This is a genomic window from Pseudomonas sp. GNP013, from assembly GCF_054343995.1.
Map to the genome: position 1 here is coordinate 4,595,293 of NZ_JBTGUT010000001.1, position 15,949 is coordinate 4,611,241.

Annotated in this window: 14 protein-coding genes; all 14 read right to left on the minus strand. The window is 63.1% G+C overall.

The genetic code is table 11. The features are described from left to right. Positions 1-44: 44 nt before the first annotated feature. The 14 genes from ACXX81_RS20285 to waaC all read right to left on the minus strand — a co-directional run bounded on the left by ACXX81_RS20285 (position 45) and on the right by waaC (position 15,949). On the minus strand, positions 45-1,445 hold the full coding sequence (locus tag ACXX81_RS20285) for a PIG-L deacetylase family protein (protein ID WP_458572280.1): 1,401 nt from the start codon (positions 1,443-1,445) through the stop codon (positions 45-47). Next, positions 1,442-2,338 carry an antimicrobial resistance protein Mig-14 gene (locus ACXX81_RS20290; RefSeq protein ID WP_458572281.1) on the minus strand — a complete coding sequence of 299 codons (897 nt, stop codon included), beginning with the start codon at positions 2,336-2,338 and terminating at the stop codon, positions 1,442-1,444. The genes ACXX81_RS20285 and ACXX81_RS20290 overlap by 4 nt, the downstream gene beginning before the upstream one ends. Next, positions 2,339-4,096: a carbamoyltransferase family protein gene (locus ACXX81_RS20295; RefSeq protein ID WP_209987796.1), complete on the minus strand. Its 1,758-nt coding sequence runs from the start codon at positions 4,094-4,096 to the stop codon at positions 2,339-2,341. It abuts the gene before it with no gap. Between the two features lie 172 nt (positions 4,097-4,268). After that, positions 4,269-4,598 carry a YceK/YidQ family lipoprotein gene (locus ACXX81_RS20300; protein WP_322212478.1) on the minus strand — a complete coding sequence of 110 codons (330 nt, stop codon included), beginning with the start codon at positions 4,596-4,598 and terminating at the stop codon, positions 4,269-4,271. A 478-nt stretch (positions 4,599-5,076) separates the two neighbouring features. Then, positions 5,077-6,003, minus strand: coding sequence for an ABC transporter permease (locus tag ACXX81_RS20305; RefSeq protein ID WP_458572282.1), 927 nt, complete (start codon positions 6,001-6,003; stop codon positions 5,077-5,079). After that, positions 6,000-6,950 (minus strand): ABC transporter permease, encoded by a 951-nt coding sequence (locus ACXX81_RS20310; RefSeq protein ID WP_458572283.1) that lies wholly within the window; start codon positions 6,948-6,950, stop codon positions 6,000-6,002. The genes ACXX81_RS20305 and ACXX81_RS20310 overlap by 4 nt, the downstream gene beginning before the upstream one ends. After that, a complete protein-coding gene (locus ACXX81_RS20315; RefSeq protein ID WP_458572284.1) occupies positions 6,943-8,466 on the minus strand; it encodes a sugar ABC transporter ATP-binding protein in 1,524 nt (507 codons plus the stop codon). Before ACXX81_RS20315 ends, ACXX81_RS20310 begins: the two co-directional genes overlap by 8 nt. Continuing rightward, positions 8,466-9,443, minus strand: coding sequence for a sugar ABC transporter substrate-binding protein (locus tag ACXX81_RS20320; RefSeq protein ID WP_209987775.1), 978 nt, complete (start codon positions 9,441-9,443; stop codon positions 8,466-8,468). The genes ACXX81_RS20315 and ACXX81_RS20320 overlap by 1 nt, the downstream gene beginning before the upstream one ends. Before the next feature lie 589 nt (positions 9,444-10,032). Further along, positions 10,033-11,478 (minus strand): lipopolysaccharide kinase InaA family protein, encoded by a 1,446-nt coding sequence (locus ACXX81_RS20325; RefSeq protein WP_458572285.1) that lies wholly within the window; start codon positions 11,476-11,478, stop codon positions 10,033-10,035. Next, positions 11,478-12,230, minus strand: a complete 753-nt coding sequence (locus ACXX81_RS20330) for a lipopolysaccharide kinase InaA family protein (protein ID WP_231422361.1) — start codon at positions 12,228-12,230, stop codon at positions 11,478-11,480. The genes ACXX81_RS20325 and ACXX81_RS20330 overlap by 1 nt, the downstream gene beginning before the upstream one ends. Continuing rightward, positions 12,227-12,961, minus strand: coding sequence for a lipopolysaccharide kinase InaA family protein (locus ACXX81_RS20335; RefSeq protein WP_209987765.1), 735 nt, complete (start codon positions 12,959-12,961; stop codon positions 12,227-12,229). The genes ACXX81_RS20330 and ACXX81_RS20335 overlap by 4 nt, the downstream gene beginning before the upstream one ends. Further along, a complete protein-coding gene (gene rfaP / locus ACXX81_RS20340; RefSeq protein WP_458572286.1) occupies positions 12,961-13,767 on the minus strand; it encodes a lipopolysaccharide core heptose(I) kinase RfaP in 807 nt (268 codons plus the stop codon). The genes ACXX81_RS20335 and rfaP overlap by 1 nt, the downstream gene beginning before the upstream one ends. Then, entirely contained in the window at positions 13,764-14,888 is a 1,125-nt protein-coding gene (locus ACXX81_RS20345; protein WP_231422360.1) for a glycosyltransferase family 4 protein, read from the minus strand. Before ACXX81_RS20345 ends, rfaP begins: the two co-directional genes overlap by 4 nt. Beyond that, complete coding sequence (waaC, locus tag ACXX81_RS20350) at positions 14,888-15,949, minus strand: lipopolysaccharide heptosyltransferase I (RefSeq protein ID WP_322212472.1); 1,062 nt, start codon at positions 15,947-15,949, stop codon at positions 14,888-14,890. The genes ACXX81_RS20345 and waaC overlap by 1 nt, the downstream gene beginning before the upstream one ends.

Here is a 15,949-nt window from a genome sequence, read left to right on the forward strand (position 1 = left end):
GGGGCAATCGGGCCGCTGCAAGCCGCCCGACGATAAAGTCAATTTCAGTCCTGCTTCAGCACCCAAAGCAGTTCGTGACGGCGCACGGCCTTGCGGAAAAACTCGTTCTCGCCGTAGGGCGATGGACCACGATCCGCCAGCAGTTGTTGCAACAGGCGTCGGACGCGGCGCTTGAACGGCGCGCTCGGTTGCAGGTCATGCATCATGCCCAGCGCCATGGCCTTGTCCACTTGCTGGCTGTGGCTGAGCACGCGGCAATACGGCTGCAGCACCCGGTCGGCATCGAACTGCGGCGGCAACGCCACACCGGCGCCCGAATCGCCCATGGGCCAGCGGTCGTTATCGTGCAAATGGTTGGCGTAGCCCAGCAATGTGCTCGGCTGCCACTCAAGGCCCTGCAAGGCCTCGATGACGGCGTTGTAGGCGCAGATGTGATCCGGGTGTGGATCGAGCAGCGGCGTCGGCAACACGATCACCTCGGGACGTGCCTTGAGCAACAGCGCGCGCAGGTCGGCGAGCAGGTTGTGCCAGGTCGGCAAACCGTCCGCATCGCTGGGCAACGCAAGCCTGTTGAACTGGCGAAACAGACGCGTATCGGCGCATTGCGCCTCGCGCGAAGCCTGGGGCTGATCCGGCGCGGCCTGCATGGCCGGCAGTTGCAGGCAGAAGTAGCCCAGTTGCACGCACTGCGCCTCGGGCACCCCGGCCCAGCGCGGCACGGCAATGCTGTCCCAGGCGCGCAGGCGCCCTTTCAGACGCGCGGCATCGGCTTGCGGCAGGCCCATCTGTTGATAATGTTCGGCTTCGATCTCACCGGCGGTGAGGGTCACGATCCAGCTTTCATCCGCCTGGGCATACAGGCCGAACGCAGCCAGCTCGGCATCGTCGGCATGGGGCGCGATCACCATCACGCGCTGGCGCGCCGGGTCCGGCTGGCGGAACACCCAAAGCGTCGGCTGACCGACAATGCGACAGAATCGCCCACGCACGCGAACCTCACCCGCAGCCAGGGCCGCCGCTGCACCGGTGAGGTTGAGGTAACGCGTGCCAGCAACACCGCGCTCGAAGGCCTGGCGATCACCCACCAGGTCAACCGCAGGGTCCAGGAAACGTCCGAGCCAGCTGCTTTCAAGCTGCACCTGGACGATCAGGGTTTCATCACCCGCAAGCTCCAGCGGTGTGTCCGAGAGCAAACGCCCAGCCTCCAGGCGCAGGTCGCCGTGACGGCTGTGCGGGGCAAAGCGGTACTGGTAGTCATCCTTGGGCGAGTAGAACAGATGGTCGGCAAACCAGGCTTCGTGGGCCACCCACAGCAGCACTGCGAGGATCAACGGCAGCCACCAGGCCACCAGCACACCCACCGCGATCAACAGCAACAAGCCCACCAGCAAGGCGATGCGTTTGTTGCGCCGATGGCGCTTGAGCAGTTGCTGTTTGCGGCTCATAGGCTGAACACCGGCACCGGGTTGCACCAGCGCTCTTTATATTCGCGGTCGGCGCGCCCAAAAGAGAAACGCAGTGGCTTGTTGAGCGTGCGAGCCTGCTCCCAGGCACTTTGGGTGTTGAGAAAGCTCAACACGCTGCCGGGGCTGAACGCACGGGTTTCGGGGTCGACGCCGCCGTTGACGTATTCGATGCTGACCCATTCGGGCGCCTCGACGCGATACACCAACTGCACGGCAATTGGCGCATCGTTGAGAAACAGCACCGAACCCACCAGAAACTCCTGGAGCAATGCCAGCACTTCGGCCAGGCGTTCGGCGCCGGTGGCGGCAAAGCCCCAGCGACGCTGGAACAGGTCGCGATAAATCGCCGCCAGCTCCGCACTGGAAAACTCACTCACCGCCCGCACCACGCCGCCCGCCTCTTCCAGCAGGCGCAGTTCGCGGCGCTGGTTGTAGCGAAACTTCTTTGACAGGTCTTCCGGGGTGCGCGCCATGGCCAGTTGCTCGGCCTGGGGCTTGAGGGTATTCACGCGCCCTTCGTTCAAGGCCGACAGGTAGCGCCCGCGATGGCGCACCGGCAACTGCGCATCGGCGGCAATCGGCAGGATGATCTCGGCATTACCGAGGTCAAACAGGCCCTTCTTGCCGTGGCGCTTGAGCACGTCCTTGGACAGCGCCAGGTCGCGCCCCCAGGTGGCAATTGCACCCTTGAGTTCGCCGTCCTGCTCCCAGCCCAGGTAACGCACCGGAATCTGCGCCAGGCCGGCCAAACGCTCGACGACCCGAGGATGGGTCGCCACGCTGCCACCAAATCGCTGCCAGGCTTGAGCGTAAGCCTCGGCCTCGACAGGCACCCAGCCTCGCTCACGCCAACCCTGGAAGCGGTTCAGCATTTAGACCACGGCGTCATAAGGGTCCACACCGTCCTTGACCACGAGGATGTCTTCCATGATCAGGTACTGCAGGTCGGAGCCGAAGAACATGTCCAGCGCGTCCTTGGGCGAGCAGATCATCGCTTCGCCACGGCGGTTGAGCGAGGTGTTCAGGGACACGCCATTGCCCGTCAGCACTTCGAGCTCTTTCATCATGTCGTAGTAGCGCGGGTTGTACTCGCGCTTGAGCACCTGGGCGCGGGAGGTGCCGTCTTCGTGCACCACTTCCGGTACGCGGGTTTTCCATTCTTCCGACACTTCAAAGGTGAAGGTCATGAACGGCGCCGGGTGGTCGACCTTGATCATCTGCGGGGCCACGGTGTCGAGCATCGACGGGCAGAAAGGCCTCCAGCGCTCGCGGAACTTGATCTGGTGGTTGATGCGGTCGGCCACGCCGGTTGCACTTGGGCAACCGATGATCGAACGACCGCCCAACGCACGCGGGCCAAACTCCATACGGCCCTGGAACCAGGCCACCGGGTTGCCGTCGACCATGATCTTGGCGATGCGCTTGGGCATGTTTTCGATCTTGCGCCACACCGGCTTGCTCTCGTGTTTGGCGCAGGCAGCGATCACGTCTTCGTTGCTGTAGGACGGGCCGAGGTAGACGTGTTCCATCTTCTCCACCGGCACGCCACGGGCGTGGGACACGTAAGCAGCAGCGCCAACGGCAGTGCCGGCATCACCGGAGGCCGGCTGTACGAACAGCTCTTTCACGTCGTCACGGGCGATGATCTTCTGGTTCAGCTTGACGTTCAGCGCGCAACCGCCCGCGAAGGCCAGCTTGCCAGTGTCCTTGAGGATGTCGCCCAGGTAATGGTCGATCATCTGCAAGGCCAGCTTCTCGAACAACGCCTGCATGCTGGCCGCGTAGTGGATGTAAGGCTCGTCGGCAATATCGCCTTCGCGCTTTGGCCCCAGCCACTCGATCAGTTTTGGCGAGAAGTAGAAGCCTTTGCCCTTCTCCTTGTAGCGGCGCAGGCCGATGACGTTGGCGTAGTCGGTGTTGATCACCAGCTCGCCGTTTTCAAAGGAGGCCAGGCGCGAGAAATCGTACTTGCTGGCATCGCCGTATGGCGCCATGCCCATGACCTTGAACTCGCCGTCGAGCATTTCGAAACCGAGGAACTCGGTGATCGCGCCATACAGGCCGCCGAGGGAGTCAGGGTCGTAGAATTCCTTGATCTTGTGGATCTTGCCGTTCTCGCCGTAGCCAAAAAACGTGGTGGCGTACTCGCCCTTGCCGTCGATGCCGAGGATTGCGGTTTTTTCCTGGAAGCCCGAGCAGTGGTAGGCGCTGGAGGCGTGGGCCAGGTGGTGTTCAACCGGCTCGATCCTGATTTTCTTCGGATCGAAGCCCAGTTGCTCCAGGCACCAGACGATCTTGTTGCGATAACGCTTGTAGCGACGGTTGCCCATCAGGATCGCGTCGAGTGCGCGGTCCGGGGCGTACCAGTAACGCTTGGCGTAGTGCCAGCGCGCCTCGCCGAACAGGCTGATCGGAGCGAACGGAATCGCCACCACATCAACGTCGCAAGGCTTGATGCCGGCCTGTTCCAGGCAGAACTTCGCCGACTCGTAGGGCATGCGGTTCTTTGCATGTTTGTCGCGTACGAAGCGCTCTTCTTCGGCGGCCGCGATCAGCTTGCCGTCGATATACAGGGCTGCGGAAGGATCATGGCTAAGGGCGCCGGACAGGCCAAGAATCGTCAATGCCACAGGGGTCTAGCCTCTTTTAGTCTGCATGCAGGCGGGTTGCGCCTGAAAAAAGTGTGCCTCCTGCCTGGGCAGGAAACAGCTAAAGGGCGGGATTATAGCTTAAAAGCAGTGGGGAGCTGTTAGCGGCAAGCGGCAAGGCAAAAGCGGGCGGTGTAGAGCCCATCACTGGGGCCTACCTGAGTTCGATGCTGCCGTCGGTGCTTTGCCGGTAGACCGTGTAGGGCAGGACGAGGGTATCCAACACGCCGGAGGCCACTACATCGATGAAAATCAGCGGCACGAAATTCACCCACACACCGGTGGTGGTCGAGGGGGGAGCGTGCAGTTGACACAGGTCATAGGCGACCCCGCTGTAGACGCGGGTGATGGACTGGCAATAGGTTTTCTGCTTTTTGAGCGCCTGCACGGCGACATGGTCTTCGCGCATGACTGTGTTGACGGTGCCGCAGCCGAACAGGCTCAGTGCTGATGCCGCCAACAGAATTTTGAGTGCAGTGTTCATTCGGTGACCTCCGGTAGGTCACGCACGCTAGCATTACGGCCCTGTGCGATATAGACGGAATAAGGGCATGCAAGCGTGGGAATTTTCCGATGCCGATGCGGTGCTGGGCGTGTTTGGTTGTGTACATATCCATTGTTTCGGTAACGGCTGCTTGGGGTTCCGCTCTTACAGCGGCTCACTTTTGAAAAGCGCAAAAGTAAGCAAAACGCTCTTGCCCCACCACTCGGCACCTCGCCTAGGCTCGGTGTGCCCGCACTCCGGCTTGAATCCGTGGGCCGCCGCAATGGGCCATCCCTGGCCCAGTGCGGCTAACCCGGCGTCCTGCCGGGTTACCCACGGATTCAAGCCTGCGTGCGGCCAGCGTGGTTAACGGGGCGCCTGAGATCAAGATCAAAAACAAAGCAGATCAAAAGCAAAGCAAAAGCAAAGCAAAAGCAGTGTGATACCCATCAAACAAATGGGGACCCAAATGTGGGCATCAGACTCGCTCGACCAGCCGCCGGCTGGCAAAACTGAACGTCAACACCACAAAAATCAACACCCCCGTCGCCACCTGCTGCCAATAAAAATTCCAGCCAATCAACAACAACCCATTGGCAATCACGTTGATAAACAGCACCCCCAGCAACGTCCCACACACATTCGCCCGGCCCTGTCGACTCAACGTCGTGCCCATAAACACCGCCCCAATCGCATTCAGCAAAAACGCATTCCCCGACAACGGCGCATACGCGCTCACCGTCGCCGCGAGTAACACCCCGGCTACCCCGCACGCCAAGGCCGTGGCCAGCGCCACCACGGTCACGATCCGTCGCACCGACAACCCCGAGTAATACGCCAGCAACGGCTGCGAGCCCTGCGCCAGCAATTCCCGTCCCAGACGCCCTCGCGCCAGTAAAAGACCGTAAAACAACGCCAATCCCAGCACGATCAGCAACGGCGTGAGTCCCGCCACCCCCGGTTTCAATCCCTGGGCTATGTAGATCGGCTGCCCTCCGTCCGAGAGCAGTTGCTGCGCACTGGTGCCGATAAACAAGGTGCCGAGGGTGGCCAGGAACGGGCTGATGCGCAGCCCGCCAATCAGCACAGCATTCACCAGCCCCACCAGTAATGCCGCGACTAATGCGCCCGCAGTCGCCACGGCCCAGCCATGCCCGCCGTTGAGCAGCACCACACAGCTGAAACTGGCGAAGTCCAGCGCCGTCCCCACCGACAGGTCGATGCCGCCCGCCGCCACTGCGTAGGTCATGCCGATGGACACAATCGCCAGCAGCACAAAATTGTTCAGCACCAGGCTTTTGAGGTTGCCGGCGCTGAGGAACCCCGGCGCCTGCACGGCAAACACCAGCACAATCACCACGAACACCAGCGGCAAGGTCAATGGCAACAAGGCACGCAACTTCATGAGTGGACACCTCGACTCAACGCGCTGGACGCGGCCACCACCAGCAGGATCAACACTCCCTGCACGCCGTTGACCCAGAAACTCGATACGTTGAGCAGTTGAAAACCATTGATCAGAAAGCCGATCAACAACGCCGCGAACAGCGTGCCGGGGATACTTGCCACCAGCCGCCGCGAAAACACCACGCCCAGAAACGCAATCGCCACCACCGACAGCAGCATGTCGCCGGACCCGGTGGTGCTGCCGCTGAAAAACGCCGCCGAACACAACGCAGCAACAGCGGCGCACAGCCCAGCCAGCAGATAACTCGACAACACATAGCGCACATTGCGCAGCCCCGCTGCCTCGGCGGCCTGCGGGTATTCGCCCACTGCATGCAAACGCAGCCCGTAGGGCGAATGCTGGATCAGCAAGGTCAGCAGCCCCGCTGTCACCAGCAATACCCAGGCCAGCGCCGGCACCCCCAGCCAGGCGCCGCCGCTGAGCAGGTCCAGCAGCGGCGAGTCGGTGGACACCACGGTATTTTCGGTCAGCACCAGCTCGAGTCCGGCCAGCACATTCATGCTCGCCAGGGTCGCCAGCAGCGGCGGCAGGCGCAATCGCACCACCGCCAGGCCATTGACCAGGCCGACCACAACGCCGCACGCCAGGGTCAGCGACACCGTCAGCCAAAGCTCCAGCCCGGCGTTGTTGAGGCGGCTGAACACCGCCGCACACAGCCCCAGGTTGGCCGCCAATGACAGGTCCAGCCCACCGGCGAGCACATTCGAGCCGCCGCCGATGATCACGCAGGTCAACCCGAACGCCAGCACGCCGAGGATCGCCGACTGACTGAACACATTGGCCAGATTGCCCACCGAGAGAAAATTCGGCGCGGCCACGGCAAACCCCAGCAGGATCGCCAGGAACACGCCGACCGAACCGCGTCGCAGCAGCGCCTCAAGCATGCTCGACCTCCCGCGTCCGCAACGCTGCGGCGGGCACCGCTCCGGTGGCACACGCCAGCAACCGATCGCTGTCGGCCTCGCCGGCACGAAACTCACCGGCGATTTCACCGCGATGCAGTACCAGAATGCGGTCGCTGATCCCCAGCAGTTCGGGTAAATCCGATGACAGCACCAGCACCGCCGCGCCCTCCTGCACCAAGCGCCCGATCAAGCGATAGATCTCGACCTTGGCGCCCACGTCCACCCCCACGCACGGCTCGTCGAGCAGGTACACGGCCGAGCGGCGGCTCAGCCATTTGCCCAGTGCAACCTTCTGCTGGTTGCCACCACTGAGCTGGCTGACCGCCGCGTGAGGCCCCGGCGCCTTGATCGCCAGCTCATCGATCAGCCGCGCCGTTTCCGCCTGCTCCCTGGCGCGGCTCAACAGGCCCCAGCGACTGAACCTACCCAGCCCGGCCAGCGTCAGGTTTTCCAGCACCGACAATACCGGCGCAATGCCCTGGCTGCGCCGCTCTTCCGGCACCAGCGCGATCCCGGCAGCAATCGCCTGGCCCGGTGAACGCAGGCGCAGCAGGCGACCTTGCAGATGAATACTGCCGCTGTCGGCCTGCTCGATGCCAAACAGCGTCTTGAACAATTCCTTGGCCCCGGACCCTACCAACCCGGTGAGGCCGACGATTTCTCCGCGCCGCACCTGCAAGTCGATGTGACGATAACGCCGCGCCAGGCTCAGCGACTTCACCTGCAGCAACGGCTCGCCCACTGCCACACGGACTTTGGGGTACATCTCCTGCACCTCCCGATTGACCATCAGCCGCGCGATCTCGGCACTCGAGGTATGCCGAGGCTCGACCACCGCTACATCGCGCCCATTGCGCAGCACCGTGACCTCATCGCACAGGCTGTCGATTTCCTGCAGGTAATGGGAGATGTACAGAATCGACAGCCCCTGATCGCGTAAACGCCTGACGATGTGCAACAGCTGGTCGACCTCGCGCTTGACCAGCGCCACGCTGGGCTCGTCGAACACCAGAATCTTCGGCTGGCGAATCAGCGCACGGGTGATCTGCAACACCTGACGCTCGGCGCTGTTCAGCTCGCTCACCAAGGCGTCAGCCGGCAATTGCAGGTCGAAATAGTCCGCCAGCAAACGCTGCGCCTCTCGTTGCTGGCGGCGCCGATCCACAAACGGCCCACGGCGCAGCTCATGCCCGAAAAACAGCGCCTCGCCCACAGTGAAACTGGCCGGCAAGAGCCGCTCCTGATGGATGAACTGCACGCCCAGCGCGTCCACCTGACGCGGCGACAGCCTGTCGTACGACTGCCCGTCGATATTCACCTGGCCCGCATCGGCGGTGTGGATACCGGCCAGGATCTTGATCAGGGTCGACTTGCCCGCGCCGTTCTCGCCTACCAGCCCGTGGACCGTACCGCGCTCGACCTTGAGGCTCGCGCCATCCAGCGCCAGGGTGGCGCCAAAGCGTTTGTGCATATGCTGCAGGTGTAGGGCCGGCATCAGTCACCTCGCAACTGTTGGACCTGCGGCAGGTTTGCGGCGGTGGTCAGCAGCGTCGCCACATGGGTTTCCCTGGGCAAGTCACGCTGCCCGGCGAGGTAGCGCGCCACGTTCTGCACGGCGGTCTTGCCGATCAGCGCCGGCTGCTGCGCCACCACCGCGCCCACTGGCGAATGGTCCTGGCCGAGCAGCGCCAGCACTTCCGGCGTCCCGTCGACGCCGTAGGTCTTGATCTCGGTGCGCCCGGCGTCGATCAATGCCTTGCTGGCGCCCAACTGCGGAATATCCCACGCCGACCAGATCGCCGAGAGGCTGCCCTTGGGGTATTTGTTGAGCAGCGCAGACACTTGGGAATAGGCGTCCTGCACGGTGTTGGGAATCACATCGCGCAACTCGGGCTGGATGATTTCCAGCTGTGGATAATCCTTGAGTGCCAGCTTCAACTGGTCATAACGAATCGCGCACACCGGCACGCCGTAGAAGCCGTTGAACACCAGAATTTTGCCCTTGCCGCCGGCGTCCTTGATCAACTGATCGGCCAGGGCCTTGCCGGTGGCGACGTTATCGGAGGTGGTGTTGTTGAGGCTGTACTGCGACGGCGCATCAATGGTGAACAGCGGGATGCCAGCCTTGCTGATGCGCTTGAGCCAGGGGTCGATCACGCTGAGGGTGCCCAGGGTCTGGATCACCGCATCGGGCTTCTGGGTGACCACGGTTTGCAGCTGGGTCACCAGGTTCCTGTCATTGCGCCCGGCGTCCAGGGTGATCGGCGTACCGCCCAGGCGCTTGATCTCATCGACCTGTGCCTGGAATGCCTTGATATCGAAATAATGACTGGTGCCGGTCATGCTCACGGCGATGCGCTTGCCGGCAAGCGACGGCACCTCATCATCGGCGTGAGCCGTGCACACCTGGCCCAGCAATAGCGCAGCGCCAAGGCAGATCAAACGGGAAAGCGAGGAAAGGCTGGTGGGCATACAGGGCTCCGCTGAGGCGACCGGTGAATGGGTTCACCGATTGGCATTGCAGAGTGTGTGCCAGGATTTTTATCTATTTAAATCAATGAGATAAAGGAAAAAAGCAAACGCGGACTGTTCTTGCGCAACACCAACTGCCCCATTGCTGTTGCCCAGGCAACATATACATGGATCCATCTGACATGAATCATTCCAGTCAAGGAGCCTGCGACAAATCTTCGACTTGGTGCTGCCGCGCAGCAAACCGCAGCCTCTGTGGCGAGCGGGCTTGCCCCGCGTTGGGGTGCGAAGCGCCCCCAATCGAGCAAAACGCGGTGTCCCTGACCCTGCGCAGAGCATGGTTTCAGGGCCGCTGCGCAGCCCAACGCAGGACAAGCCTGCTCGCCACAGGGAATCTGCGCTTAACTGAACGGCATTAGGGCAAGCCCGTTCGCCACAGCAATGTGCTTGCCTGGAACTTCAGGCTTTAAATTACACGTTGTCTTTGTGCTTAATAAAAAGGGGCCTCGCTCCCGATAGCGGCGGGCAGTCAACTCAGGTACCGACTGACACATCCTCATCGGGAGCAAGCCACCTCTCACCCTGGATCTCATGCGCCCGTGCGAGTGGGTAAGCGCTGATCAATCAGCTGATGCAAGGCACTTTCCGCCGGCCAGTTGCGCATGAACCGCGCGCGGTCCTTGGCAAACGCCGGCGCAAAGCTGGCATCGGAGGTGTGTTGGCACATCGCATCCAAGTCGATCAGCGACCACCGATCCCCGGCCCAGAACAGGTTGTGGCCTTTGAAATCCCCATGGCTGATGCGCTCGCGGATCAGTTCGGCAAACAGTTGGTCCAGCGCCTGCAACTCGGCTTCGGGGGCGTCGCCCTTTTCCACGTAAGGCGCAAAGCGCTCGATGATGTCCGGGCCTGGCAGGTACTCCGTCACAAGATACGCTCGGCTGCGCAGCCAGAAAAAGCGTTTTTCCAATACCGCCAGCGGCTTGGGCGTGGCGATGCCGAGGAATGCCAGGCGGTTGCCCTCGCGCCAGGAATGCCAGGCGCGGCTCGGGCGCCAGAAGCGCTTGAGCCAATGGGCGAAGCCTTTGATGTTGTAGCGTTTGATCACCAGCGGCCGGCCGGCCACTTCGACCCTGGCCACGCTGGCCGCGCCGCCGGTCTTGTACAGGTGGCCCCCGTCCAGCAGTGCATCGGCCTGCTCCAACACGGGCAACATTGCCGCTTCTTCTTCGCGACGAATCGCGCGCAAGCCAAAGGCGCCGCGTTGCACGCTGAACAGCGTGCACTCGCGGCCCACTTTGCCGAGGAAGTCCTTCAGGCGCCAGGCGCTGACCTTGCGCACCTGTTTTTCCAGCGCCTGCAGCGGCAATGCGTGCTCGCCATTGCTCAGCAGGTAATACACCAGCAATTCTTCGGTAAACGGCTCGAGGTTCTTCGGCAGTTGGGCAAAAAACACCCCGAGGTTCTCCAGCACGCGGTTGCGCGACAACGGCTTGCCCGCTTCTTCAACCCGCACACCGGCACCGTCGATCAGGTACAGCGTGTCACCCTGGCGCAGCAGATTGTCCAGGTGCAGGTCTTGCTGCCACACGCCTTTGGCGTGCATCTGCGCAATCGCGCCCAGGGCTTGGGCCAGCACCGCCGTCTGCTCGTCGGCCAACGGCGGCAAGCCTTCGACCGCGCGCCAGGCGTCGGCCAGGCTTTGGGCGCCCTCGATAAATTCGAACAACAGCCAGCCGCCCTCGCCTTCCTGCAAGCCATCGGCGAGCAGCAGCGGCGTGGTCAGCCCTTGTTCGGCCAGCAGGCGCACACCGCTCAACTCACGCTGAAAGTGCCGCGCAGCCTTACTGCCCACCAGCAACTTGGCCAGCACCGGGCGCCCGCGCCAGACCGCCGCGCCCACATAGCGCTCGCCCGGCAACACGCGTAACAGGCTCAGCAGTTGCAACTGGCCGGTGCCGGCCGCATCCGCCAGCTCGATGGTCAGCGGCAGGCTCGGGCGGCGCCCGGCCTGTTTGAGTTCGGACAAACGCATCAGCGGTTCTCCTTATGGCTGCGCCGCGCAGTGAGGCGCTGGTACCAGGTGTCGACCAGCGCGCTGTCCTGCGGCTGCTCGAGATACGCCGCCAGCAGTTGCCGCACCTGGGCCTGCGACCACTGCGGTGCGCGGCGCAACAGCGGCTCCAGATCCTTGACCCGGTCACGCCAGCCGAACAGCAACGGCCGGGTTTTCTCCAGGTCGATCAACTGCGCAGCGTAGCCGTCGCCGGTCGCCTGCAAAAAAATATGCTTGGGGTAAAAGCAGCCGTGTACCTGGCCCACGCTGTGCAGCTGACGCGCCAGCCGGCCGCAGGCCAGCAGGATCGCGTGGTGCTGGGCGTCGCTCAGTGACGACCATTGCTCCAGCAACGAATCCAGGTCGTTCCAGCCGTCCAGCGCGCGGGTCAGCAGCATCGCACGGCGTTCGCCCGCGACCTTGCGCTCACCAAAAAACGCCGCTTGCAGTGCCGGAATGCCCAGCGTTCGATAGCGGCTGATATTGCGAAACTCGCGGGCAAAGCTCGGCTCGCCCAGCGGGCTGTGCAGAGTGCGCGTCAGGTAATTGCTCTGGCGCTTGAGGTAGTAACCGTGGCCGTCGAGCTCCAGGCGAAACACGCTGCTCCAGCCGCCACGGCTGGTGTTCGGCTCATCCACCGCGTCCAATTGCTTGGCCCACAGGGCGTCGAAAGTGGCCAGGCCATTACGCTCAAGCAGAGCGCGGTCCTCGGCCGCCAGGAAGTCACTCATTCGCGTCCCTCGAAAAACTTCACCACGTGGCGAATCCGCAGTTTGTCCGACACCGTCAGGTGCGTGCGTTGGCGATATTGCATGTAAAAGCGCAGGCGTTGGGTGGCCGACAGGTGATACTTGGCCACTTTGTCCAGGCATGCCAGGTCCTTGGTGATGCGGTACTTGAGCCAGAAGCCGCGCCAGAAATCACCATTGGGGCAGTCGATCAGGTACAGCGTGGCCTGATCGTCCACCAGCAGGTTGCGCCACTTCAAATCGTTATGGGTAAACCGGTGCTCGTGCATGGTCCGCGTGTATTCGGCGAGCTGGCGGCTGACCGCATTGACCCAGCGGGGGTCCTTGAGGCGCGCGTCCTTGTGCTCGGCCAGCGCCGACAGGTCTTCGGTCCTGGGCAGCTCACGGGTGATCATCGCTCCACGGTCGTAGGCCAGGCCGTTACGTTCCAGGCCCCAGGCAACCACGTCGGCGGTGGGAATGCCCCACTTGGCGAAACGCTTGAGGTTCTGCCACTCGGACTTCACCCGGGGCTTGCCCAGGTAGCGACGCAAGCCCTTACCAGCACCCACGTAGCGCTTGACGTAGTAATTGACCCCACCGCGCTCCACACGGATCACTTCCGACAGCGGGTCGCGGGTCAGCCGTTCGCCCTGCAAGTCGAACACCGCCTCCAGGCTGCCGAAGTCCTCCGCGAGGTTGGCGTACGCAGGTTCCAGGTTCCAACCCGCCATCAGAGCGCATCCCCGTAGCGCTGCTTGCGGGCATACAACTTGTCGGCCTTGCCCTGCAGCCACTGCAGCAGGGCGCTTTCTTCGGCCAGGATGCGGCGCAGCGGCTGCTGGAAGTAGCCCTTGAGGAAGCGCAATTTGTCGCGGCGGGTAAGGCCGATGTCCAGCGCCGAGAAGTACAGCGCGGCCAGGTCCTTGTTGCGCCAGCGATGGCTGATTCTGGCGCGGGTCTGCGCGCGGTGCAGGTCGATCACCGACAGCTTGAAATGCTCGGCGGTCACCGGCGTGTCGGTGTGCAGCAGGAAGTGGCAGATGTAGCAATCGCGATGGTTGACGCCGCCGCGATGCATCGTGCCGGTCATGCGCGCCACTTCCGCGATCAGTGCGCGCTTCAGACGCGGCTCGGGCGGCTGCCTGACCCAGTCGATGCTGAAATCTTCAAGGCTGATGGTCGGCGCCAGTTCCTCGGTGATGATGAACGAGTGCTGGTCGGCCGGGTTGCTGCCGCGCTCGCCATAGGCGACGGCGGTCATGGTTGGCACGCCGACTTCCTGCAGGCGCTGGATCGCCAGCCACTCCTGGCCCGCGCCGAGCACCGGCAGCTTGACGGTGACAAGGTTCTTGACGATCTCGCCCCAGCCGATGCCCCGGTGAATCTTCACGAAATAACCACGCCCCGCGACCTCGGTGCGCAGCGTGCGACGAGCTTCGAGTTCGCGGTACACCTCGCCCTCCAGACGCTCCACTTCGGCGAACGCATCGCGCCCGGCCCAGAGGGTCTTGAACGGTTCGGCAAGCATCAACTTCATGGTTTTGGCTCCGCCAGAATCACATCCGCCGCGTGCTGCGGCATGCTGTAGAGGTCGGCCGTCTCGGCGTAGGCCAGCCCATTGCGGCCCCAGGCCGCGCGCTGTGCAGAGTCGGTCAACATGCGAGCCAGGTACGCGTTGAGCTGGGTTTGTTCAAACGGCTCATCGAGCACCAGGCCGCTGTCGGCCTCGGCAATGTAATGGGCGTAGCCACACACCGCCGACACCAGCACCGGCAGACCGGCCACCAGTGCCTCGAGCAATACGGTACCGGTGTTTTCGTTGTACGCCGGGTGGATCAACAGGTCGGCGCCCAGCAGGAAACGCGGGATATCGCTGCGCCCCTTGAGAAACTGCACATTGTCGCCCAGGCCCAGGGTGGCGCTCTGCAATTGGAATACTTTGGGGTCGTCCTGGCCGATTACAAACAGGCGCGTGCGTTTTTTCAGTTCGGCGGGCAATGCGGCCACAGCCTTGAGGCTGCGGTCGACACCCTTGGTCTTGAAGCCCGAACCAATCTGCACCAGCAGCAGGTCGTCATCGCCGAGGTTGAATTCCCGGCGAAACCCCTCGCGAATCTCGGCCGCGTTCGGCGGTGCCCGGCGGTCCTGGGCAATGCCCGGCGGCAGCAGGTGGAAACGCTCAAGCGGGGTGTCGTAGTGCTTGATGAACAGTGGCTGCTGAACTTCGGAGATCATCAGCACTTCGGTCCTGGCGTCCCTGGCGAACACGGCGCGCTCATAGTCGGCAAAGTGCTTGTAGCGCCCGAAATAGCGGTACAGCGAATGACGCAGGTTTTGCGCCTTGTCTTCAAAGCAGCCGTCGGCGGCGTAGTACACGTCCAGGCCGGGCATCTTGTTGAAGCCGATCAAGCGGTCCACCGGACGTTTGGCCAGGTCGGCTTCCATCCAGGCGCTGAGCTTTTCATTGCGCCGATGGTTGAGGAACGCCTTGACCGGCGCCACCAGCACTTCGAAGCCCGGCGGGATATCGCCCTCCCAGATCAGCGTGTAGACCCGAATCCGATGGCCGCGCTGCTGGCACTCCAGGGCGATGCGCATGAAGTCGCGCTGCAGGCCACCGAAAGGGAAATATTTGTACAGAACAAATGCCAGTTGCATCAGTGCAGCTCCTCAGCCAGTAACAACGTGCTCAGTCGGCTTGCCACACGCTCAGGGTTCAGGCGCGTGAAGCACAGGGGCGACTCGCGCTGGAGGTCGAACCGACGCAGGTCGTCGGCCGTCGGTTGATAGGTACAGTGTTTTTGCAGGCAGGGCGCGCACGGCCAGTCGCTGGCCAGGTGAATCTGGCCCTTGCCGTAGGCACCGGTCAGGCCCGGGTTGGTGGGCCCGAACAGGGAAATGGTCGGCACATCCAGCGCGGCGGCGAGGTGACCGAGGCCGGTGTCGACCGCCACGCACGCGCGGGCGCCGGCCAATACGCGGGCGACGCCGGCCAGGTTGAGTTTGGGCAGCACCTGGGCATTGCTCAAGCCTAGGGCCAGGCGTTCGGCGCGGGCCTTTTCGTCGGCATTGCCCCACGGCAGCTTAACGTCGACGCCGAGGCGCCCCATGCGCTCGGCCAGCTCGCGCCAATAGGCTTCGGGCCAGTGCTTGGTGTCCCAGGTGGTGCCGTGCAGCAGCAGCACAAAGGGCTTTTCCGGCGGCAGGCCAAGCAGTTTTTCCACACTCAGGCCGTAATCGCCCAGGCCTTTGGGCAGGTCATAGCCCAGGGCCACGGCGAACAGCTGGCGCAGCCGCTCCACCGCATGCTGCCCACGGGCCACGGCCAGGCGCCGCGAATAGAAACGCGCCGCCATGGGTTCGCGGGCCGAGCTTTTGTCGAACCCGGCTACGGGCGCACGCACGTAGCGGGTCAGCCAGGCGCTTTTGAGCAGGCCCTGGGCGTCGATCACCAGATCGTATTTGGTCGACTGGATGCTCTGCTTGAAACGCCGCCACTCGCCACTCTTGATGGTTTGCCAAATATTCTTGCGCCAGCGGCGAATAGCCACCGCAATCACCTTGTCGACCGCCGGGTGCCAGGTGGGGATTTCGGCAAAGCCTTCTTCCACCACCCAATCGAACCGGATGCCGGGGATGGCCCGCGCCGCATCGGTGAGTGCCGGCAACGCATGGATCACGTCGCCCAGGGATGAGGTCTTGATCACCAGTACCCGCAA